This window comes from Kribbella sp. NPDC051620 (assembly GCF_044453825.1).
In the GTDB taxonomy this organism is placed as follows: Bacteria; Actinomycetota; Actinomycetes; order Propionibacteriales; family Kribbellaceae; genus Kribbella.
In genome coordinates this window covers 61,256-81,383 of record NZ_JBITDB010000005.1, presented here as the reverse complement: position 1 = coordinate 81,383, position 20,128 = coordinate 61,256, and the positions used below count along the sequence as shown (strand labels likewise).

Annotated in this window: 21 protein-coding genes; 12 read left to right on the top strand and 9 right to left on the bottom strand. The window is 68.1% G+C overall.

Translation table 11 applies throughout. The annotated features are described in order from the left end of the window. The first annotated feature begins 45 nt into the window (after positions 1–45). Positions 46–867, top strand: coding sequence for a DUF6597 domain-containing transcriptional factor (locus tag ACIA12_RS24910; protein WP_396369484.1), 822 nt, complete (start codon positions 46–48; stop codon positions 865–867). Here ACIA12_RS24910 and ACIA12_RS24905 read toward each other — a convergent pair. From ACIA12_RS24905 to ACIA12_RS24895, 3 genes are all read right to left on the bottom strand, one after another. Further along, a complete protein-coding gene (locus ACIA12_RS24905; protein ID WP_396369483.1) occupies positions 858–2,069 on the bottom strand; it encodes an MFS transporter in 1,212 nt (403 codons plus the stop codon). The two genes, ACIA12_RS24910 and ACIA12_RS24905, sit on opposite strands and share 10 nt — an antisense overlap. A gap of 366 nt (positions 2,070–2,435) precedes the next feature. Next, positions 2,436–2,720: a hypothetical protein gene (locus ACIA12_RS24900; RefSeq protein WP_396369482.1), complete on the bottom strand. Its 285-nt coding sequence runs from the start codon at positions 2,718–2,720 to the stop codon at positions 2,436–2,438. Between the two features lie 13 nt (positions 2,721–2,733). Further along, the gene (locus ACIA12_RS24895; protein ID WP_396369481.1) at positions 2,734–3,141 is read right to left on the bottom strand and encodes a DUF3151 domain-containing protein; all 408 of its coding nucleotides are present in this window, start codon (positions 3,139–3,141) and stop codon (positions 2,734–2,736) included. Positions 3,142–3,287: 146 nt separating this feature from the next. On the opposite strand from ACIA12_RS24895, the gene ACIA12_RS24890 reads away from it, so the two are divergent. The 3 genes from ACIA12_RS24890 (at position 3,288) to ACIA12_RS24880 (ending at position 5,764) form a co-directional block, all read left to right on the top strand. After that, positions 3,288–3,737, top strand: a complete 450-nt coding sequence (locus ACIA12_RS24890; protein ID WP_164601105.1) for an HNH endonuclease — start codon at positions 3,288–3,290, stop codon at positions 3,735–3,737. A gap of 91 nt (positions 3,738–3,828) precedes the next feature. Beyond that, positions 3,829–5,133, top strand: coding sequence for a type IV toxin-antitoxin system AbiEi family antitoxin domain-containing protein (locus ACIA12_RS24885; protein WP_396369480.1), 1,305 nt, complete (start codon positions 3,829–3,831; stop codon positions 5,131–5,133). 76 nt (positions 5,134–5,209) lie between these two features. Then, positions 5,210–5,764, top strand: coding sequence for a hypothetical protein (locus ACIA12_RS24880; protein WP_396369479.1), 555 nt, complete (start codon positions 5,210–5,212; stop codon positions 5,762–5,764). 252 nt (positions 5,765–6,016) lie between these two features. Here the strand turns inward: ACIA12_RS24880 and ACIA12_RS24875 are convergent, their stop codons facing one another. The 3 genes from ACIA12_RS24875 to ACIA12_RS24865 form a co-directional block, all read right to left on the bottom strand. After that, positions 6,017–6,829, bottom strand: a complete 813-nt coding sequence (locus tag ACIA12_RS24875; protein ID WP_396369478.1) for an LLM class flavin-dependent oxidoreductase — start codon at positions 6,827–6,829, stop codon at positions 6,017–6,019. Between the two features lie 447 nt (positions 6,830–7,276). Further along, on the bottom strand, positions 7,277–8,302 hold the full coding sequence (gene fbaA / locus ACIA12_RS24870) for a class II fructose-bisphosphate aldolase (RefSeq protein WP_396369477.1): 1,026 nt from the start codon (positions 8,300–8,302) through the stop codon (positions 7,277–7,279). 205 nt (positions 8,303–8,507) lie between these two features. Further along, positions 8,508–9,227, bottom strand: coding sequence for a GntR family transcriptional regulator (locus ACIA12_RS24865; protein WP_132215972.1), 720 nt, complete (start codon positions 9,225–9,227; stop codon positions 8,508–8,510). 146 nt (positions 9,228–9,373) lie between these two features. Here ACIA12_RS24865 and ACIA12_RS24860 point away from each other — a divergent pair, with 146 nt between their 5' ends. After that, a complete protein-coding gene (locus tag ACIA12_RS24860) occupies positions 9,374–10,393 on the top strand; it encodes an SIS domain-containing protein (RefSeq protein WP_396369476.1) in 1,020 nt (339 codons plus the stop codon). An 86-nt stretch (positions 10,394–10,479) separates the two neighbouring features. Here the strand turns inward: ACIA12_RS24860 and ACIA12_RS24855 are convergent, their stop codons facing one another. Continuing rightward, positions 10,480–10,857, bottom strand: a complete 378-nt coding sequence (locus ACIA12_RS24855; RefSeq protein WP_396369474.1) for a winged helix-turn-helix transcriptional regulator — start codon at positions 10,855–10,857, stop codon at positions 10,480–10,482. 107 nt (positions 10,858–10,964) lie between these two features. Here ACIA12_RS24855 and ACIA12_RS24850 point away from each other — a divergent pair, with 107 nt between their 5' ends. Continuing rightward, positions 10,965–11,561 (top strand): ester cyclase, encoded by a 597-nt coding sequence (locus ACIA12_RS24850; protein WP_396369473.1) that lies wholly within the window; start codon positions 10,965–10,967, stop codon positions 11,559–11,561. 13 nt (positions 11,562–11,574) lie between these two features. Here ACIA12_RS24850 and ACIA12_RS24845 read toward each other — a convergent pair whose 3' ends face one another. Beyond that, positions 11,575–12,372, bottom strand: coding sequence for an IclR family transcriptional regulator C-terminal domain-containing protein (locus ACIA12_RS24845; RefSeq protein WP_396369472.1), 798 nt, complete (start codon positions 12,370–12,372; stop codon positions 11,575–11,577). A 78-nt stretch (positions 12,373–12,450) separates the two neighbouring features. Here ACIA12_RS24845 and ACIA12_RS24840 point away from each other — a divergent pair, with 78 nt between their 5' ends. Genes ACIA12_RS24840 through ACIA12_RS24815 form a run of 6 tightly spaced genes read left to right on the top strand, consistent with a single transcriptional unit; the run spans position 12,451 to position 18,863 of the window. Next, entirely contained in the window at positions 12,451–13,269 is an 819-nt protein-coding gene (locus ACIA12_RS24840) for a CoA-transferase (protein WP_363814394.1), read from the top strand. Next, complete coding sequence (locus ACIA12_RS24835; RefSeq protein WP_396369470.1) at positions 13,262–14,014, top strand: CoA-transferase subunit beta; 753 nt, start codon at positions 13,262–13,264, stop codon at positions 14,012–14,014. Before ACIA12_RS24840 ends, ACIA12_RS24835 begins: the two co-directional genes overlap by 8 nt. After that, entirely contained in the window at positions 14,007–15,053 is a 1,047-nt protein-coding gene (locus ACIA12_RS24830) for a maleylacetate reductase (RefSeq protein WP_396369469.1), read from the top strand. Before ACIA12_RS24835 ends, ACIA12_RS24830 begins: the two co-directional genes overlap by 8 nt. Next, the gene (locus tag ACIA12_RS24825; protein WP_396369468.1) at positions 15,050–16,255 is read left to right on the top strand and encodes a thiolase family protein; all 1,206 of its coding nucleotides are present in this window, start codon (positions 15,050–15,052) and stop codon (positions 16,253–16,255) included. Before ACIA12_RS24830 ends, ACIA12_RS24825 begins: the two co-directional genes overlap by 4 nt. A gap of 8 nt (positions 16,256–16,263) precedes the next feature. Next, positions 16,264–17,136, top strand: coding sequence for an intradiol ring-cleavage dioxygenase (locus ACIA12_RS24820; RefSeq protein ID WP_396369467.1), 873 nt, complete (start codon positions 16,264–16,266; stop codon positions 17,134–17,136). Further along, on the top strand, positions 17,136–18,863 hold the full coding sequence (locus ACIA12_RS24815) for an FAD-dependent oxidoreductase (RefSeq protein WP_396369466.1): 1,728 nt from the start codon (positions 17,136–17,138) through the stop codon (positions 18,861–18,863). The genes ACIA12_RS24820 and ACIA12_RS24815 overlap by 1 nt, the downstream gene beginning before the upstream one ends. Here ACIA12_RS24815 and ACIA12_RS24810 read toward each other — a convergent pair. Further along, the gene (locus ACIA12_RS24810; RefSeq protein ID WP_396369465.1) at positions 18,853–20,118 is read right to left on the bottom strand and encodes an alpha-amylase family glycosyl hydrolase; all 1,266 of its coding nucleotides are present in this window, start codon (positions 20,116–20,118) and stop codon (positions 18,853–18,855) included. The two genes, ACIA12_RS24815 and ACIA12_RS24810, sit on opposite strands and share 11 nt — an antisense overlap. Positions 20,119–20,128 lie beyond the last annotated feature (10 nt).

Here is a 20,128-nt window from a genome sequence, read left to right as displayed (position 1 = left end):
GCGACAGGCAGGTTTCTGTCGGTGGACTGTCGTAGGTTTGGAGCTGTGTCCAGGCAGCCGTACGACAGCGAGCGCGGCATCCTGCATCCACGCGAGCAGGCCCGGCACCGCAGCCTGAGCCGGCTCCTCCCGAGCCCCGGCATCGACCGGTTCGTGGAGTGGTACTGGATCGTCGAGTGGGACCTCCAGGAGCCGTACGTGGCCGAGGTGCTGCCCTATCCGTGCGTCAACGTGACGTTCGAGGAGCCGGGCGGCGCGTTCGTGAACGGGGTCTGCACCCGCAAGTTCGAGCGGGAGCTGAGCGGGCGCGGCCGTGCCTTCGGGGTGAAGTTCTGGGCCGGTGGATTCGGCGCGCTCACCGGGCTCGACGTCGGCTCGTTCCGCGACCAGGTGCTGCCCCTGCGCGAGGTGTTCGACGACGCCGACCGGCTGGCCGACCTGGTCTTCACGGAGCCGGACGACGTCCGCCGCCGGGCCGTCTTCGAGGCGTTCCTGTCCGATCACCTGGTGGCGGCGGACGCGCAGTACGAGCTGGTCCGGGCGGTGATCGCGGCGATGAGCGAGGACCGCGACCTGACCCGGGTCGACCAGGTCACCGAACGCTTCGACCTCCCGATCCGCAAACTCCAACGCCTCTTCCGCCGGTATGTCGGCGTCGGACCCAAGTGGGTTCTGCGCCGCTACCGCCTCCACGACGGCGCCGACCTGCTCGCCCGTGGCGAGCTGACCGACCTCGCCACCCTCTCCACCGCCCTCGGCTACTTCGACCAGGCCCACTTCTCCCACGAGTTCAAGGAGCAAATAGGCCTGACCCCCGCCGAGTACGCCGCCCGAGCAGCCGCGGAATCCCAGATCACCTACCGCTGACGCACCACGACCGCCATCCCGGTCGCGACCAGTGTTGCCGCGATGGCCAGCGCGAACCCAAGCTGCGATCCATGCGTGTCCACCGCCCGCCCAGCAACCGCCGCACCCATCGCGATGCCGGCAGCACTGCCAGAGTTCAACCAGGTAAAGGCCTGCGTGAGCACTGCGGGCTCGACCTCCGACTCGACCAGTACTGACGCCAGTACCTGGATCGGCGCCAACGCCAGGCCAGGTAGGGCCAGGGCGAGGCCGAGAGCCAGCGGGTTGTCGACCAGAAGGAGCGGAAGGCTGGTGACGAAGAGAATGGCGAAGGCAACGACGTACTGCCTGTGGGCAGGAGTGCGCCACTGCCTTGCTCCGTAGGCGATTCCGGCGACCAGGCTGATCAGACTGGTGATGCTGTAGAGCGGCCCGGCCAGCGAAGCCGAGTCGCGACTGACCGCAAACGCCGTGACTGAGACCTGCATGCTTCCGAAGAACAGGCCGATACCGATGGTGGCGCCGACCAGCGCGAGGAATCTTTTGTGCAGCAAGCGATCTGAGCCTTGCTGACGAATCCTTACGGCCGGCGGCGGCGCAGTGCGGTGTTGTGCGGCCAGCGAGAAGCCGCCCGCGAGCAACAGCGTCGTCGCCAGCACTGAGCCGGCTACCGGGGACGCCAAGGCGCTGATGGTCCCGACGAGCGCAGGCCCGACCAGGAAGGCCAGGCTGGTACCCAGAGACTCCAGCGCGAAGGCTGACGAGAGAACCGGGCTGCCGCGTAGGACATGGGACCAGCGGGCTGCGGTCTGCGCGCCTATCTGTGGGAGGGAGCCGCCTGCCAGGACGCCGGCGAGTACCAGCATCCAGAGGGGCGCCGCTGCCAGGGTCAGGGCGATCAGTAGTGCCATGGCGGTCGCATGAAGCAGCAGGGTGATGGGGAGCATGCGGGGTTGCCCGTAGCGGTCGATGAGGCGGGCTACTTGCGGGCCTCCTACTGCTTCGGCGACGGCGAAGCCGCCCGTGACCGCGCCTGCGACGGCGTACGAGCCGGTGGAGCCGTGGACCAGCCAGACGATGCCGAGGCCGGTCATGGCTATGCCGATCCGCGCTGGTGCGGCGGCCAGGTAGAACTTCAACGCTCCCGGGGTGCGCAGGGCGACTTGGTAGCCGCTCTGTGCCTGCAGTTGGGGCGTGCGGATCCGTCCGGTGAGTGCCGGCACGGTGGTACCTTCCGCTGCCCGGCGGGGCGGTGACCTGACCGTGGGCGTCCTGCTACGCCGGTCCGTCGTTGCCGCCTACAACCGTCCAAGTTCGGCAGGAAGCGGGGACGCACGCCGCCTGCCGGCTATGTCACCGGGCAGAACCTCGAGGGTTTTGATGACTCGCTGAGTCTACTACCTTGCAACACCGGCACGAGCCCGCTTATGTCCACCTCAGCCGCGACAGCCACATCCCCGGCGAACCCGTACGCCGCAAGCTCCCGCCCACCAGCACACTCACGCACTACTTCGGGGAGCTCGCCAGCAACCTCCCGGTACGCAGCTGCGGCCGCCCGAGCCTCCGGCGACAGCGGGCCGACTCCACGGTCACACACCCTGAGCCTGGCGGATCGAGACCGGCGAGAGCGTGATACCGGGTTGAGACCGGCCTACCGCTAGTACGGCGTCGTGCTGTTCGGCGTACGCGACTGCTGTCTCGTCTCGCCAGCGGTACGGGTAGACGTCGATGCCGAGGTCGACAGCCACCGTGACGGCAGTGGTGAAGGACAGTACGTCCACCACCGCCACGATGCTGCCGGGAACGGCAGCCGCGCCGACCGGTCCCCAGTCGAAGCCGACGCGGAATCCCTGCTGTGCATAGGGGCTGGTCACCCCCACAACCTACTTAGGCAAGTACGTCGGCCGCGGTGGCCGACGAGTCGCGCAGGAACGTCTTGCAGCGCTCGGCCTCGTCCTTCTCGTCGATGATCGCCGCTGCCTTGCCGAGAACGGCCAGGCAGCGCAGGAAGCCGCGGTTCGGCTCGTGCTCCCACGGGACCGGCCCGTGGCCCTTCCAGCCGTTGCGGCGGAGCGAGTCCAGACCACGGTGGTAACCGGTCCGGGCATAGGCGTAGGCCTCGATCGTGTGGCCCTCGGCGAGGGCCTCCTCGGCGAGCACCGACCAGGCCAGTGAAGACGTCGGATACTTGGCAGCGAGGTCGACCGCAGCGGCCCCGGCGGCGAGTTCCGCGGCGGCGGGGTCGACGGGGAGTAATGTCTCGGGTGGGCCTGACAGCAGATTGTTCAATTCCATAAAGCACATCTTCGCCGATCACGCCGCCATCCCGGCACGTGACCGTCTGTCGAAATCCGTTGACCGTTCACCTGATGGCCACGGATGCTTGAGACCTTGCGTCGAGACCGCCGTGGTTCCCAGCTACGGCCGGAAGGAGGCACCGGATGAGCGTGATCGTCCTGAACGCGTCATACGAGCCGCTGCACACCGTGTCGATCCAGCACGCCATCCGGATGCTGGTCCGCGAGGTCGCGGTGGTCGAAGAGGCGCATGGTGAACGGACCATCGGTCCCTTCCCGGTGCCAAGAGTGCTCCGCCTGGTCCGCTACGTGGTCACGCACTGGCGTTATGCGGCCGGCCGGATGAAGTACAGCAAGCACGGCGTACTGCGCCGGGACAAGTTCCATTGCGCGTACTGCGGGCTGGCCAACGCCGACACGATGGATCACGTCCAACCCAGATCCAGAGGCGGCCGGACGGAGTGGCTGAACGCGGTCGCCGCCCATGCCTCGTGCAACGAGCGCAAAGGCAACCGGACGCCGTCCGAGGCCAACATGCCGCTCCTGTGGCAACCCTGGGTACCAACCCGCGCCGAGCTCGTCATACAGACATGACGGGCTATTTTTATGCCCTCTTCACGGTCGGCTGTCCACAGCTTTGAAATGACGGCCGATCCGGCGCGGTGTTCGGTGCACTTTCTTGGGTATGAACCCACAACTCAGCGTGATGACGCACATCCGCGGCGGGGTCTTCACGCGAGCCGATGCGCGCGCGTGCGGCTATCCCGACCCTGACATCGACTCCCTGCTGGACACCGGCGGCTGGCGCCGGATCCGGCCGGGCACCTATGCCCCACACCAGACTCTCACCCTGGTCGACGACGTCATGCTCCACCTCCGCCGCCTCTTCCAGGTACTACGCCGCGGCGACCCCGGCCTCATCGCCAGCCACCAGTCGGCCGCAGCCCTCCACGCCCTCCCCCTCTGGGGCCTGGACCTCACCCACCTCCACCTCACCACCCGCAGCGCCCACCCCGGCCCCGACCCGGTAGGCACCCACCTCCACGTCCGAGACCCCATCGGCCCCGGCATCACCACCTGGAACAAACTCCGCCTGACCACCCCAGCCCGAGCCGTGGCCGAAGTAGCCGCCACCGCCCCTCTAGCCCCCGCCGTAGCCCTGACCGAAGCCACCCTCTACGCCGGCCTAACCACCCTCCCCAACCTAAAACGAGCCGCCACCCACCTCCTCAGCGCAGGCAAAGGCACCCACACAAGGGACTTCGCCGACGGGGGCAACACGAGCGGCGCGGACACCCCCACCCACCTTCTCGGCGCGAGCACCGCCACCGACCTCGGGAAGACCATCGACTCCGGGAAGGTCGCTCGCGGGAGGAGCATCGCCGGCGCAGGCAAAGTCTCCCGCGCACAAGACCCCGCCGGTTCAGGCCAACCCGGCGGCGTGGACGGTCTCGGTGGGACGGGTGAGCCCGGCGAGGCGGGCGATCCTCTCGCTCGGGCGATGCGGGTTTTTGGATTGGCGAGTACGGAGTCGGCCTCCGTGGCGGAGTCTCGGCTTCGGCTGATCCTTAATGAGGCGGGGCTGCCGGCGCCGTCCTCCTCGCCGCCGCCGATTCCCGATGACCAGTTGGTCGATCTCGCCTGCGCGCTCTGGTTCCCCGACCAGCGGACCATCGTCGAGTTCGAGCCTCGTTTTCCGTTCTGGAGCGAGGAGTTCGACGACTATGCGTCCGACGCCGCCGACCGCGCATTCGGCGCAACCCCGTCCACCGACCCCGATCCACCCGAGCCGCTGGAGTACTGCTTCATCTCCTGGACCGACCTGGATACCCCGAGTGGAGTCGTCGACCAACTCCGTTCAACCTTCGCCCGAGCCGCCCGCCAAACCGGCGTCCACCCCTTCGACCCCACCCGACAACGCCACCCCCGCTCAGCCTTCCGCCGCTCCCGCCTCTACCTCTCCACCGCCACCCCAGACCAACCCAGCTGACTCCAGCCACCGGACGACCTGGCAAGTTGCGGACAGCACCCGATCCGCCACGGAGCCGCGCTCTAACTTGATGGCCATGAGAGCTCGCTGGCAGGCAGTCACAATGCTCGCGGCGCTGGTCGCGATCGCCACCACCGGCTGCGGTTCCGGAGAGGACCAGGGCGCCCAGCCGCACGCATCCGCTTCGGCGACCACTACGTCGACTCCTCCGCCGGGAGCCACTTCGCCGTCCGGTCAGCCGTCGGCTAGCCAACCGCCGAAGACCACGTCGGCTCCGGTGGCAACAGAGATCAGCGGGGAGGACAAGGAGACTTTGCTGGCCGTGCTGGGTCCGGCGGCGAGAGCGCAGTTGTGCCAACCGGCCGAAGGGAGCCGAGTCGAGTGTGGGCGGGTGGTCGCTGCTGCCAGCCGGTTGATCGCACAGTTGCAGGCGTCGATGAAGGGAATGCCGAAGAGCAAGCCGTACAAGGATTTCGCGGACGAGTTGTGCCTGTTCCAGAAGGCCTACAGCACCTCGAAGAGGCTCGGCTGTTTCGGGCCGAAGGCGCCGAAGAATCCCGAGATCTGCGAAACCGTCGGCGGCCTGCCGGCTCTGAGCTACCTGGCCGTGACCACGGAACTCCTGTACTGACGGCAGGTGCTGATCGCACGAACGACCGTCGCCGAACTACCGGCGACGTCCGTCGAGCCCGCCCGACCCGGCTGAACTCAGAGTGCGCCCGGAAGATCCTGGCCGAGAGTCGGGCCAGGGGCGAGCCCGCCGGCAATAGCCGACGGTGACCGGCTCGGCCGGCGGCGGGGAGAGCTGGATGACGGGGTCGCCCCGGTCGTCGGTGACCGGCTCGGCCGGCGGCGGATCTTCCTGGCCGGTCGAGTGCGCCGGTTAGCGGAAGGGGCCTTCGGCAACTAGCGCTTCGACGTCGGCGCGGCGGGCGCCTGGGTCGACGTCGGTCAGGAGCCAGGTGGCGCCCGCGTCCGCGTACGGTCGTGGGTCGGTGCCGGCCGGCAGCGAGACCGCGACGTCATACGGCGCGGTGGGATCGGTGCGGAACTGCTGGACGCCTGCTACGGCTTCGGCGAGTTCGTCGGAGGAGGTCAGGTTGACCGGGAAGAAGCCGTCGTAGCGGGCCGCGCGGCGGCGGGGACGGATGTTGCCGGGGAAGCCGGCGATCCAGATCGGGATGCCGTCGTCCTGGGCCGGTTTCGGCAGGAACTCGACATCGTCGATGGTGTAGTGCACGCCGCGGTGCCGAACCGGCTCACCCGACCAGGCGGCGCGCAGGATGTCGAGCGACTCGTCCGTCATCGCGGCCCGGATCCGATCGTCGGGCTCGTCGCCGAACCGGCTGAACTCCTCACCGAAGCGGTCGCTGCCGATGCCCACGCCGAGGGTCAGCCGGCCGGCGCTCAGCACGTCGAGGGATGCGGTCTGCCGGGCGAGCACGGCCGGGCGGCGACGAGCCAGCGGCGTCACCATCGGTCCCAGCCGCAGCCTCTCGGTCACCATCGCGGCCGCCGCGAGCGCAACCCACGGGTCGCCTACCTCGCGTACCGGCGAACGCCACCGCACGTGATCCCACACGAACAACCCATCCCACCCCGCCTCCTCAGCAGCCGCAGCCAGCGAAGCCACCACCCGCGGATCGGCCAACTGGTCGAACAACGGAATCCAGACAGCAGATTTCAGCGAGGTCATGTCCCCCACCGTAGAAAGCAGAGGGTTCATGGACAGCGATCACCCGGCCACCCAAGCACTACAGGCATCCCCAACCAACAAAGTTCCGGCAGGACCCGCCTAACGGCGAACCCTGCCGGAAAGAGCAAGTAAGCAAGCACCGAGCACCCAGAGTGCGGGTAGTTACTCAGCACCCGGGGTGCAGGTGGTGCTCAGCACCCGGAGTGCAGGTAGGAGCGCAGCACCCGGGGTGCAGGTGGTGCTCAGCACCCGGAGTGCAGGTAGAAGCGCAGCACCCGGAGTGCAGATAGGAGCGCAGCACCCGGGGTGCAGGTGGTGCTCAGCACCCGGGGTGCGGGTGGTGCTCAGCACCCGGGGTGCGGGTGGTGCTCAGCACCCGGGGTGCGGGTGGTGCGCAGCACCCGGGGTGCGGGTGGGTGGAGAGCTCCCCGGGTGCTGGTGGTGGGGTCAGGCGAGGAGCGAGGTCCCCGTGGAGCGGAGGTTTTCGCAGGCCTCGACTACTCGGGCTGCCATGCCGGCCTCGGCTGCCTTGCCCCAGGCGCGGGGGTCGTAGGCCTTCTTGTTGCCTACCTCGCCGTCGATCTTCAGGACGCCGTCGTAGTTGGCGAACATGTGGCCGGCGACTGGGCGGGTGAACGCGTACTGCGTGTCGGTGTCGACGTTCATCTTGATCACACCGTGGTCGACCGCCGCGCGGATCTCCTCGAGCGTCGAGCCGGAGCCGCCGTGGAAGACCAGGTCGAACGGGCGGTCCTTGCCGACCTTGGCGCCGACCGCGTCCTGGATCTCCTTCAGGATCTCCGGGCGCAGCTTGACCGAGCCGGGCTTGTAGACGCCGTGCACGTTGCCGAAGGTCAGCGCGGTCAGGTACCGGCCGTGCTCGCCGGTGCCGAGCGCCTCGACCGTGGCCAGGCCGTCCTCGACCGTGGTGTAGAGCTTGTCGTTGATCTCGTTGGCGACGCCGTCCTCCTCACCGCCGACGACCCCCACCTCGATCTCCAGCACGATCTTCGCCGCCGCGGCCTTGGCCAGCAGTTCCTTGGCGATCTCCAGGTTCTCGTCCAGCGGCACGGCCGAGCCGTCCCACATGTGCGACTGGAACAGCGGGTTCTCGCCGCGCGCGACCCGCTCGGCGGAGATCTCCAGCAGCGGCCGGACGAAGCCGTCCAGCTTGTCCTTGGGGCAGTGGTCGGTGTGCAGCGCGATGTTCACGTTGTAGTTCTTCGCGACCTCGTGCGCGTACGCCGCCAGCGCGACCGACCCGCTGACCATGTTCTTGACGGTCGAGCCGGACAGGTACTCCGCGCCGCCGGTGGAGACCTGGACGATGCCGTCCGAGCCCGCCTCGGCGAAACCACGGATCGCGGCGGTCAGCGTCTGCGACGAGCTGACGTTGATGGCCGGGTAGGCGAAGGCGTTCTGCTTGGCCTTGTCCAGCATCTCGGCGTAGACCTCAGGGGTGGCAATAGGCATGTCTCGCGGTACTCCTCACAGCAAAGTTCCATGTGGGTTGAGCTCCAGTATCGCCGCCGCACACTTCGTCGGACGAGGCGGCCCGCCTGCTGAGCCGGCCAGGTGACCGGGGAGCGAACAGCAGGGGAACAGACCAGTTGATGAACAGGACCGATCCAGTTTGTTACGTGGACCGGCGTCAGGCAGCTGAGTCAGGCCGGCTGCTTCAAGCCGACCCCGACCGCGGCCCTCGCGGTGTCAGGGCCATGTGCAGCCGGTAACGATCGGCCCGGTACGCCGACCAGGACAACTCCACCACCTTGCGGCCGGCGAAGGTCGTGCGCTCGAGGACCAGCAGGGGTGCCCGCCTGGCCACGCCGAGCACCCGGGCGACATGACCGTCGGCGTTGTCCGCCCGGACGGTCTGCTCACCCGAGGTGACGACGACGTCGTACTCGCTGGCGAAGACGTCGTACAGGGTGCCGAGCTCGCGGCCGAGCAGGCCGGGGAAGAGCGCGGACGGGTAGTAGCCGACCTCGTAGGCCATCGGCGACGCGTCGGCCGTGCGCAGCCGCTCGACCCGGATCACCTTGGTGCCCTTCGGCACCCGCAGCCCCTTCGCGGTCTCGTCGGAGGCCTCGATCTCGGTCGCCGACAAGACGACCGTGCCGGGCTCGAGGCCACGGGCACGCATCTCCCGGGAGAACGAGGTCAGGTGCAGCTGGGAGTCGACCTGCGGGCCGGTGACGAACGTCCCCTTGCCGTGCACCCGCTCCAGCGCGCCCGACTCGACCAGGTCGCTGATCGCCTGCCGGACGGTCACCCGGGAGACGTTCAGCTTGTCCACCAGCGCGCGCTCGGAAGGGATCGGGTCGCCCGGGTGCAGCTCGACGTCGATCAGCCGTTCCAGTACCGATCGGACCTGGGCCCGTTTGGTCGCCACCATCGAAACTCGATCCTCCAGACCTCGGCGGAACTCGGGGGGTGCCCCGATTCACCGCTCACTGCTATCGTGCGCAGCATACCTGTTAAGACCAGATAGGACCAGTGATCGTCGTGGTGTCAACGCCCGTCCCCGTCCCTGCCACCCAGATGGCACGCGAGATCGCCGAGCAGCCGGCCGCGCTGGCCGCGACGTTCGAGCACGTGCTGCCGCTGCGGCACGAGATCACCCGGCTGGCCGCCGGCCGCCGGCACGTGATCTTCGTGGCCCGGGGGTCGTCGGACAACGCCGGCGTGTACGGCCGCTACCTGACCGAGATCCACGCCGGCCGGCAGGCCTCGCTGGCCGCGCCGTCGGTGGCCACCCTGTACGGCGCCAACCTCGACCTGTCGAACTCGCTCGTCGTCGCGGTCAGCCAGTCCGGCGCGACCCAGGAGATCGTCGACACGGCCGAGTGGGCCAAGCGCAACGGCGCCGCGATCGTCGGCATCACCAACGACGGCGAGAGCCCGCTGGTCTCGGTGGCCGACGTCGCGCTCATCACCCAGGCGGGCAAGGAGCTGGCCGTCCCGGCGACCAAGACCTACACGACCCAGCTCGCCGCGATCACCGTCGCGGTCGACGCGCTGGCGCAGAAGCCGGGCACCCTGGACGCCGACATCGCCCGCGTCCCCGAGGCGGCCGCCAAGATGCTCGAAGGCTCGGTCGACGCCGCCGCCGACCTGCTGGCCGGCGCCCACGACGTACTGTCCAGCGGCCGCGGCCTGACCTTCGGCACGACGCTCGAGGTCGCCCTCAAGCTCGAGGAGACCTGCCTGCAGCCGGTCCGCGGCCTCTCGTACGCCGACCTCAAGCACGGCCCGATCGCCGTCGTCGACTCCGACCTGGTCACCATCCTGGTCGCGGCGGGCGAAGGCCCCGCGCTGCCCGGGATGACCGAGCTCGCCGCGATCGTCCGTGAAAAGGGCAGCAAGATCCTCGGCATCGGCGGCGACGCCCGCTTCGCCTCCCTCTGCGACGTCAACCTGGCCGGCCCGGACCTGCCCGAGACGCTCGCCCCGCTGGCCCTCATCATCCCGGCCCAGCGCGCGATCGAGGCCCTGGCCCGCAAACTCGGCCTCGACCCCGACGCCCCGCGCGGCCTCCGCAAGGTCACCCAAACCGACTGACAACCCACGACGTCCCCGTCATCCCTGCGAAGGGGTGGCGGGGACGTTTGCGTTCCAGGCCTCCCTGCGAAGGGGACGTTTGCGTTTCAGGCCTCGGCGCGGGACTGGTCGTAGGTCTGCTGAGCGGCGAGGATGCCGGGCATGCTGCTGGTCAGGTAGCCGATCAGGTCGAGGAGTTTGGCGGCGAGTACTTCGCCGGTCGGCGTGAGGCTGTACTCGACCTTCAGGGGGAACGTCGACTGGACCTCCCGGATCACCAGGCCGTCGCGTTCGAGCGCCTGCAGGGACTGGGCCAGCATCTTCTGGCTGACCCCTTCGACCCGCCGGCGCAGCTCGTTGAAGCGCATCGGGCCGTCGGCGAGCGCGCCTAGTGCGAGCGCTCCCCAGCGACCGGTCACATCCTCGAGCACCGGCCGGGACGGGCAGGCGGCGCCGAAGACGTCGTACTCCACCTCGTTGGCCATGCCACCAGCGTACCTCTGCGGGGTACCAGTTACTTGAAGGTTGTAGTACCTTCTGGAGAGCAGTATCTGAAAGTGACTACAGACCCCCACCGAAGGATGCGACCCAGATGATCGATCGACGTTCTCTGATCCGGAACAGCAGCGCGGCAAGTTTCGGCGCGCTGGCGCTGGCCGTGGTGAGCAGCGGCAGCCAGCTGGCCTACGGCGCGACCGACCAGCACCACAGCCACGACGGGCACGGCGGCGAGGACGGCTTCCCGGCCAACCTCACGCACGCCGAACGCAAGCACCTGCAGATCTTCGACGAGCTGGACTTCGAGATCTTCACCGGCCAGAAGTGGGACCGGCTGCACGAGAGCCACGCCCGCAACATCCGGGTGCACTGGCCCGACGGGCACTTCACCGACGGCATCGACAAGCACATCGCCGACCTGGCCGCGATGTTCGTCTGGGCGCCGGACACCCGGATCAATGAGCACCCGCTCCGGCTGGCGACCAACCAGCTGACCGCCGTCACCGGCGTCATGAAGGGCACCTTCAGCAAGCCGATGCCCGACGGCAAGGGCGGCTTCATCCAGCCGACAGGCAAGACCTACTCGATCACGATGGCCACCGTCGGCATCTGGAACAAGCGCAACACCATGGACGAGGAGTACCTGTTCTGGGACAACCAGTCCTTCTACGCCCAGATCGGCCTCGGCTAGGAGCTAGAGCCCACTAGATTCGCCCGCGCCGGCGCAGCGCGGTACCGATCTGGTCGGCGCAGTCCAGCAGCCGTTCCAGTACTTCGCTTTGCAACGACGCACGGGTTGAGCGGGATGCGTGCGCCGAGACGTTGAGGGCAGCAACGGCTCGGCCACGCGAATCCCTGATCGGCACCGCGATCGACCGCAGCCCCAGCTCCAGCTCCTGGTCGACCAGCGCATAGCCGTCGGCCCCCGCCTGCTTGATCAGCTCCCTCAGTCCCTCCGCCGACGTCACGGTGTGCTCCGTCAGCGCCTCCGGCTCCAGAGCAGCCAGATACGCCGATAGCTCCCCGGCGGGCGCATCGGCCAGCAGCACTCGACCCATGGATGTCGCGTACGCCGGTAAGCGCGCACCCACGCCCAGCGCGACGGTCATGATCCGCCTGGTGGGGACGCGGGCGACGTACACGATGTCCGGCAGGTCGAGCGTCGCGATCGAGCAGGACTCGCGGGTCTTGAGGCTCAGCTCCTCCATGAACGGGCCGGCGATGTCGCCGAGGTCCAGCGACGACAGGTACGCCCAGCCGAGGGCCAGCACGCGCGGCGTGAGCGCGAACCGCCGCTCGTCGCTCCGGACGTACCCGAGCTCTTCGAGCGTCAGCAGGATGCGCCGCGCGGTCGCCGGCGTGATGCCGACCTCGCGGGCGACCTCGCTCAAGGTCAGCGATGGCTTCTCGGCGTCGAACGCGCGGATCACGGCCAGCCCGCGCCCCAGACCCTGGAGGAACGTCCCACCGGACCCCGGGCTTGTAGACGCATCACCAACCATGAGCTAGCCTTTTCGTTGAAAGAAGAATCTTTCGCTGAGCGAAATCTTAGCACGAAAACATCTCCAGCGGAGTTGCTGATGACAAGTCCAGTGCCCCTCGCCGAGGCGATCGCCGCGCACGTCCACGACGGGGACACGGTCGCGCTGGAGGGATTCACCCACCTCATCCCGTTCGCGGCGGCCCACGAGATCGCCCGGCAGGGAAGGCGGCACCTGACGCTGGTGCGGATGACGCCCGACCTCATCTACGACCAGCTGATCGGTCTGGGCTGCGCTGACGAAATCGTCTTCTCGTACGGCGGCAACCCGGGCGTCGGGTCGCTGCACCGGCTGCGCGATGCAGTGGAGAACCACTGGCCGCACCGGCTCGTAGTACACGAGCACAGCCACGCAGGGCTGGCCAATGCCTACTCCGCTGGGGCTGCACGGCTGCCGTTCGCAGTACTGCGGGGCTACCGCGGTACTGACCTGGAGGAGCAGCGAGACATCATCAGCCGGGTCACCTGCCCATTCACTGGCGAGGAGTTGGCCGCGGTGAAGGCGGTGAACCCGGATGTGGCGGTGATCCATGCGCAGCTGGCTGATCGCGAGGGCAACGTGATGCTCTGGGGGATCACTGGGGTGCAGCGGGAGGCAGTACTCGCCGCCAAGCGAGCCATCGTCACCGTGGAAGAGGTGGTGGACGAGTTCCCCGAGCGCACCGGCGCGGTGATCCTGCCGAACTGGGTGCTGTCGGCGGTGAGCGTCGTACCGAACGGCGCTTGGCCGTCGTACGCCGCTGGGTATTCGGTGCGGGACAACGACTTCTACCAGCAATGGGATGCGGTATCGCGCGATCGCGAGTCCTTCCTCGCCTGGGCTGCGGAGAACGATCTCAAGGAGACCAGCGATGTCTGAGTGGACGAGCGCGGACATGATGAACGTCGCCGCGGCGCGCGAGCTGCTCGACGGCGACGTGTGCCTGGTCGGCGTCGGGCCGCCGAATCTGGCGGCCAACCTGGCCCGGCGTACGCACGCGCCGAACTGCCGGCTCGTCTACGAGTCGGGGGCGATCGACGCGAAGCCGAGGAAGTTGCCGCTGTCGATCGGTGACGATGATCTGGCAGCGACGGCGGTGTCGGTGGTGTCGGTGCCGGAGATGTTCAACTTCTGGGTCGGGGCGGGGCGGATCGACGTCGGCTTCCTCGGGGCGGCGCAGATCGATCGGTTCGGGAACATCAACACGACGGTGATCGGTGCGCACGCGGATCCGAAGGTCCGGTTGCCCGGTGCGGGCGGGGCGCCGGAGATCGCGGCGGCGGCCGGCCGGGTGATCGTGATCGTGAAGCAGTCGCCGCGGACGTTCGTCGAGCGGGTCGACTTCATCTCGTCGGTCGGGTACGGGCCGACCGGTCGCGAACGGCAGGCGCCGGGCGCGGGGCCGACGCTGGTGATCACGGATCACGGGGTACTTCAGCCGGACCCGGCGACCAACGAGCTGACCATGACGCGGCTGCACCCGGGCGTGACGGTCGAGCAGGCGGTCGCGGCGACGGGTTGGCCGTTGAAGGTTGCTGACAGCCTCGAGTTCGTTGCGGAGCCGACCGAGGTCGAGCTGGATGCCCTTCGGAAACTGCGGAACCGGGAGCTGTTCGATGCCTGAGTCCTTCACCCACGTCGGCCTGGCCAGCCGGGTCGTTCTCGGCGCCGGCTCGCTCGATCGGGTAGCCGACGAGGTCGCCCTGCTCGGTACCGACCGGGTACTGCTGATCGCCACCAGGTCCGCCCGCGACTGGGCAGACCTGGTCGAGCGCTCCCTCGCTGACAGCTTCGCCGGCCGGATCGACGAGGTCACCCAACACGTCCCGAAGGAAAAGGCCGACGCCGCCCGCGCCAAAGCGCGCGAGGTGGGGGCCACGGGCATCATCGCGATCGGTGGAGGCTCGGCAATCGGCCTTGCGAAAGCCATCGCTCTCACCGCAGAGCTACCGATCGTCGCCGTACCGACCACGTACTCCGGATCGGAGATGACTCCGGTCTGGGGTCAAACCGAAGGCGGAGACAAGACAACCGGCACCGATCTCAAAGTCCTGCCGAAGACCGTTGTCTATGACCCGGTGCTCAGTCAGCAGTTGCCGTTGAAGGTGACTGCGGCGAGTGTTGCCAATGCGCTGGCGCACTGTGTGGAGGCGACCTGGACCGAGAAGGCTGATCCGATCACCGAGGTCATCGCGGTCGAAGGTGCGCGCGCCCTCCGCGAGGGACTGCTACAGGTGCTGGTAAGCCCTACCGATTTAGATGCTAGAAGCAACCTCTTGTACGGCGCTTCACTGGCCGGCTCAGCGCTGGCCAGTGCGGGAACCGGATTGCACCACAAACTCTGTCATCTCCTCGGCGGCACCTACAACCTCCCGCACGCGGAGACCCACGCAGCCGTTCTCCCGCAGGTCACCAGGGTGAAGGCGCCAGAGGTCCCCCGCGCGAAGGCGAGACTCGAGGCCGCGCTGGACACGACCGACCTGGCCGCCGGGCTGTTCGACCTGTTCACCACGGCCCACGTGCCGACCAGCCTGCGCGAGCTCGGTCTGTCCGAGGCCAAGTCGGTTGAAGCAGCAGAAAGCTTCGAGGCCAAGACCGGCACTGACGTACGAGACATCCTCGCCCGCGCCTGGGCCGGCGAGCGCCCCGAAGGAGCATCATGAGATCCGCCTATCTGTTGGACGCGGTACGCACGCCCGTCGGCAAGCTGGGCGGTGCGCTAGCCGGCGGACGACCCGACGACCTCGCCGCGGCAACCCTCCGAGAGCTGCTGGTCAGGCACCCCGGCCTCGACCCAGCCTTGATCGACGATGTGTTCCTCGGCAACGCGAACGGCGCCGGTGAAGAGAACCGCGACGTAGCTCGAATGGCCGCTCTCCTTGCCGGCTACCCGACCAGCGTTCCCGGTACCACCGTCAACCGACTCTGCGGTTCCGGGCTGGAGGCCGCGATCCAAGCAGCAAGAGCAATCGAGACCGGCGACGCATCCCTCGTCGTGGCCGGTGGCGTCGAGTCGATGAGCCGGGCGCCCTGGGTGCTACCCAAGCCGGACAAGGCCTACCCGCACGGCAGCGTGATGGCCGAGTCCACCTCCCTCGGCTGGCGACTCGTCAATCCGCGGATGCCGAAGGAGTGGACCGTCTCGCTCGGCGAAGCCACCGAGCAACTCGCCGACCGCTACAACGTCGGTCGCGAGGCACAGGACCTCTTCGCCCTCGAGAGCCACGAGAAGGCCGGCAAAGCCTGGGCCGCCGGCAAGTTCGACGCCGAGATCGTGCCCTGGGAGCACCTCGCGCCGATCCTCCCGAAGAAGACCACGCCGCTCTCCCGGGACGAATCCATCCGTGACGGCGGAACGCCGGAAGTGATGGCGAAGCTCAAGCCGGCCTTCCGCGACGACGGCACGGTCACCGCGGGCAACGCCTCCACCCTCAACGACGGCGCGTCCGCAGTACTGATCGCCGATGAGGCAACGGCGCAAAGTCTGGGCATCAATCCCTTGGCCCGGATCGTCAGCCGGGCGGTGCACGGCGTAGAACCCCAGTACTTCGGTATCGCCCCCGTCGAGGCATCGCGCAAGGCTCTCGCCAAGGCCGGCATCGGCTGGGACGACCTCACCCTGGTCGAACTCAACGAGGCGTACGCCGCGCAAAGCCTGGCCTGCTTGGGCGAATGGCCCGAACTGGACCGTACGAAGGTGAACGTGAACGGCGGAGCGATCGCGCTCGGGCACCCGCTCGGCAGCTCCGGTACCCGAATTCTGACCACGCTGGCGCACGAGTTGCGCCGTCGTGGCGGTGGTTACGGCTTGGCGACCCTCTGTATCGGTGTCGGTCAAGGAATCGCAATGGTCATCGAGGCATGAGGAGCGACATGGATCTGGCAGGGGACGAGCTCACCGACGCGGTCGTCGCGAGTTTCGGCGGCAGTCAAGACGAGCGCACCAAGACGGTGCTGAGCGCGCTGGTCCGCCATCTGCACGAGTTCGCCCGCGAGGTCGAGCTGACCGAGGAGGAGTGGTTCACCGGGATCGACTTCCTCACCCGAACCGGCCACAAGTCCACCGGCACGCGGCAGGAGTTCGTGTTGCTGTCCGACGTACTCGGGTTGTCCATGCTGACCGTCGGCCTGGGCAACAAGAAGCCGGAGGGCGCCACCCAGTCGACCGTGTTCGGGCCGTTCTTCGTCGAGGGTTCGCCCGAGATCAAGCTCGGCGACGACCTGTCCAACGGCGCGCCCGGTCAGCCCTGCCTGGTGACAGGGCGCGTCCTGGACCTGCAGGGACGTCCCATCGCAAACGCGCTGGTGGAGACCTGGCAGGCCGACGAGGACGGCTTCTACGACGTCCAGAAGAACCTCGACGGGCCGCAGAACCGCGGTCATCTGAGGACCGATGCCGATGGCAACTACTCGTTCTGGGCGGTCCGTCCGGTCGCCTACCCGATCCCGGACGACGGCCCGGTCGGCGAACTGCTGCGGGCCGCCGGACGTGGCCCGATGCGCCCGGCCCACATCCACTTCATGGTGACGGCGCCCGGCTTCTCGAGACTCATCACGCATGTCTTCGCCGCCGGCGACGAGCACCTGCACGACGACGCCGTCTTCGGCGTGAAGGACTCGCTGATCGCCGAGTTCACCGAGCACCCTGCCGGTACGGCGCCTGACGGCCGCGTCCTCGACCAGCCCTACTCGACCGTTCAGTACGACTTGGTGCTCGCCACCACCGAGGAGACCCGATCATTGTGATGGAAACCGATGTGCTGATCGTCGGCACCGGCCCGGCCGGCGGAGCCGCCTCCCTGTTCCTGTCCAGCTACGGGATCGACAACGTAGTACTGACCCGCTACGGCTGGACAGCGAACACCCCGCGGGCCCACATCACCAATCAGCGCACGATCGAGCTGATGCGCGACATGGGCATTGAGGACCAGATCACCACCAAAGGCACCGAGCACGCGCTGATGGGCCAGACCGCCTTCTGCACAAGCCTCGCCGGTGAGGAGATCGGCCGGATCCGCACCTGGGGAACGCATCCGCAGCGCCTCGCCGACTACACCGAGGCGAGCCCGACGCTCCCCTGCGACCTCCCGCAGACGCTGTTCGAGCCGATCCTGGTCAGTACTGCGGCCAGCCGCGGCGCCCGTTTGCGGTTCGACACGGAGTACGTGTCGCTGGAGCAGGATGACGACGGCGTGACCGCGACCGTCCGCGACCGGCTGTCGGGTGAGACGTACCAGATCCGGGCGAAGTACCTGATCGGCGCGGACGGCGGCCGGAGCAAGGTCGCCCAGGACATCGGGCTGCCGATGGCCGGCGCGATGGACATCGAGGGCTCGATGAACATCGTCTTCGAGGCCGACCTGTCGAAGTACGTCGCGCACCGGCCGAGCGTTCTCTACTGGGTACTTCAGCCAGGTGCCCAGATCGGTGGGATCGGCGCCGGGCTGGTCCGGATGGTCCGGCCGTGGAACGAGTGGCTGGTCGTCTGGGGCTACGACATCAACCAGCCCGCGCCGGTCGCCGACGAGGCGATGGCGACCGAGATCGTGCACAACCTGGTGGGTGACGACACGATCGACGTGAAGCTGAAGGGCACCTCGGTCTGGAGCGTCAACCACATGTATGCCGAGAAGGCGTCGGTCGGCCGGGTGTTCTGCATGGGTGACGCGATCCACCGGCACCCGCCGTCGAACGGGCTCGGTTCGAACACCTCGATCCAGGACGCGTACAACCTGGCGTGGAAGCTCGCGCTCGTCCTCAAGGGGCAGGCGTCGCCGAAGCTGCTGGACAGCTATGACGAGGAGCGCACCCCGATCGCCAAGCAGATCGTGGATCGCGCGAACAAGAGCCGCACGCAGTTCGGGCAGATCTTCCACGCGCTCGGGATGACTCCGGACGCTCCGGCGGGCCGGACGATCGACTCGCGCAAGGACGACTCCCCTGAGGGTGCCGCGCAGCGCGAGGAGCTGCGCAAGGCGATCGAGCTCAAGGACTACGAGTTCAACGCGCACGGTGTGGAGCTGGGGCAGCGCTACAAGTCGGGTGCGGTCATCCCGGACGGTACCGAGGAACCGTCGTACACCAGGGATCCCGAGCTCTACTACCACCCGACCACCTGGCCGGGCGCGCGGATCCCGCACTGCTGGTTGACCAGGGGCACCGAAACCGTCAGCACGCTGGACGTGGTCGGCAAGGGCCGCTTCACCCTGCTCACCGGTATCGGTGGCGAGGCCTGGGTCAAGGCTGCCCGGGCGATCGCGGAGGAGACCGGCGTGGAAGTGGAGGCGTTCGTGGTCGGCCCTGGTCGCGAGCTGGACGACCTGTATGGCGACTGGGCGCGGCTGCGCGAGATCACCGACAACGGCTGTCTACTGGTTCGCCCGGACGCGCATATCGCCTACCGCTCGCATGACCTGCCTACCGACCCCACTGCTGCGCTGAGCGACGCGTTCCGGGCTTTGCTCAGCCGGTAGCCAGCACTAGCCAGCCGTGCGCTGGTACAAGCAATGGATCTTCCGGTAGGTGACCAGGATCCGACTGCGCTGCGATGACGAGGCCTGCCACTTCCACTGGGAAGCGGTAGGCCTCGTCTCCTACGTTCAGGAGCAGCAGTAGCTGGCCGCGCGCGTCACCGGAGCGCAGTGCGAGGGCCTGGTTCGTCAGGTGGGCGACCTTGGTCCGCGACCGTGTCAGCCACGCATTGCGACGCCGTACGCCGATCAGCCGCTGGTGCAGCCGGTACGTCTCCCAGTGCGGGTTGGCCAGTTCGCTTGGCTTGTCCGGGAACTCAGGGCGGATCGCGTCGTCCCCACCGACCCTGTCCTCCTTGATGCCCTGCATGGCTTGCTCATCACCCGCGTAGATGCTGGGGATGCCGGCCACCGAGAACAGGACCGCCAGCGCGTGACCCAGGTGGCGTGGATCGTCCAGCTTGCTGGCGATGCGCGTCACGTCGTGGTTGCCGACGAAGGTCTGCGGCACCAGCGGGTCGACGAGTTGCTGGTGCCGCTCCAGCGCGTACGCCAGCTCGAAGAAGTTCCGGTCGTTCAGCGAACTCCAGATCGCCTTCCACAGCTCGTACTGCGTGATCGAGTCGAGCGTGCTCGTCGCGGCATAGCCGGCGTAGTCGCCATGGATCAGCTCGCCGACAAACCACGCTTCCGGGAACCGCTCACGCACCTGCGACAACACCGCACGCCAGAACTCAGCCGGTACTGCGTACGCCGCGTCCAGCCGCCACCCGTCGATGCCGCGCTCGAGCCAATGGCACATCACCTCGATGACATGCTCGCGAACGGCCGGCTCCTCGTGATTGAGCACGAGCAGGTGCTGGTGACCCTCGAAGGTGGCGATTGACCCGTCCGGCAACTGCCTGAACCACTCCGGCGGCGCCGCGAAGCCGCGGGCGACATGGTTGAAGACGCCGTCGAGCAGGATCCGCAACCCGCGTTGCCTGGCCGCGGCAACCAGCGAGTCGAAGTCCTCGTAGTCGCCCAGCCGCGGGTCGATCCGGAAGTGGTCGATCGTGTCGTAGCCGTGCGTCTCCGACTCGAAGATCGGCCCCAGCAGCAGGCCGGAGCAGCCCAGCTCGATCACATAATCGAGCCAGTTCTCCAGCCGCCCGAGCCGTGCTGTCCGGAACCCGGCCGGCAACGCCGCCGGCTCAGCCCCGGCGAACCCCAACGGGTAGACGTGCCACCAGATCGCATGATCGGCCCACGGCACCATCGACGACTCC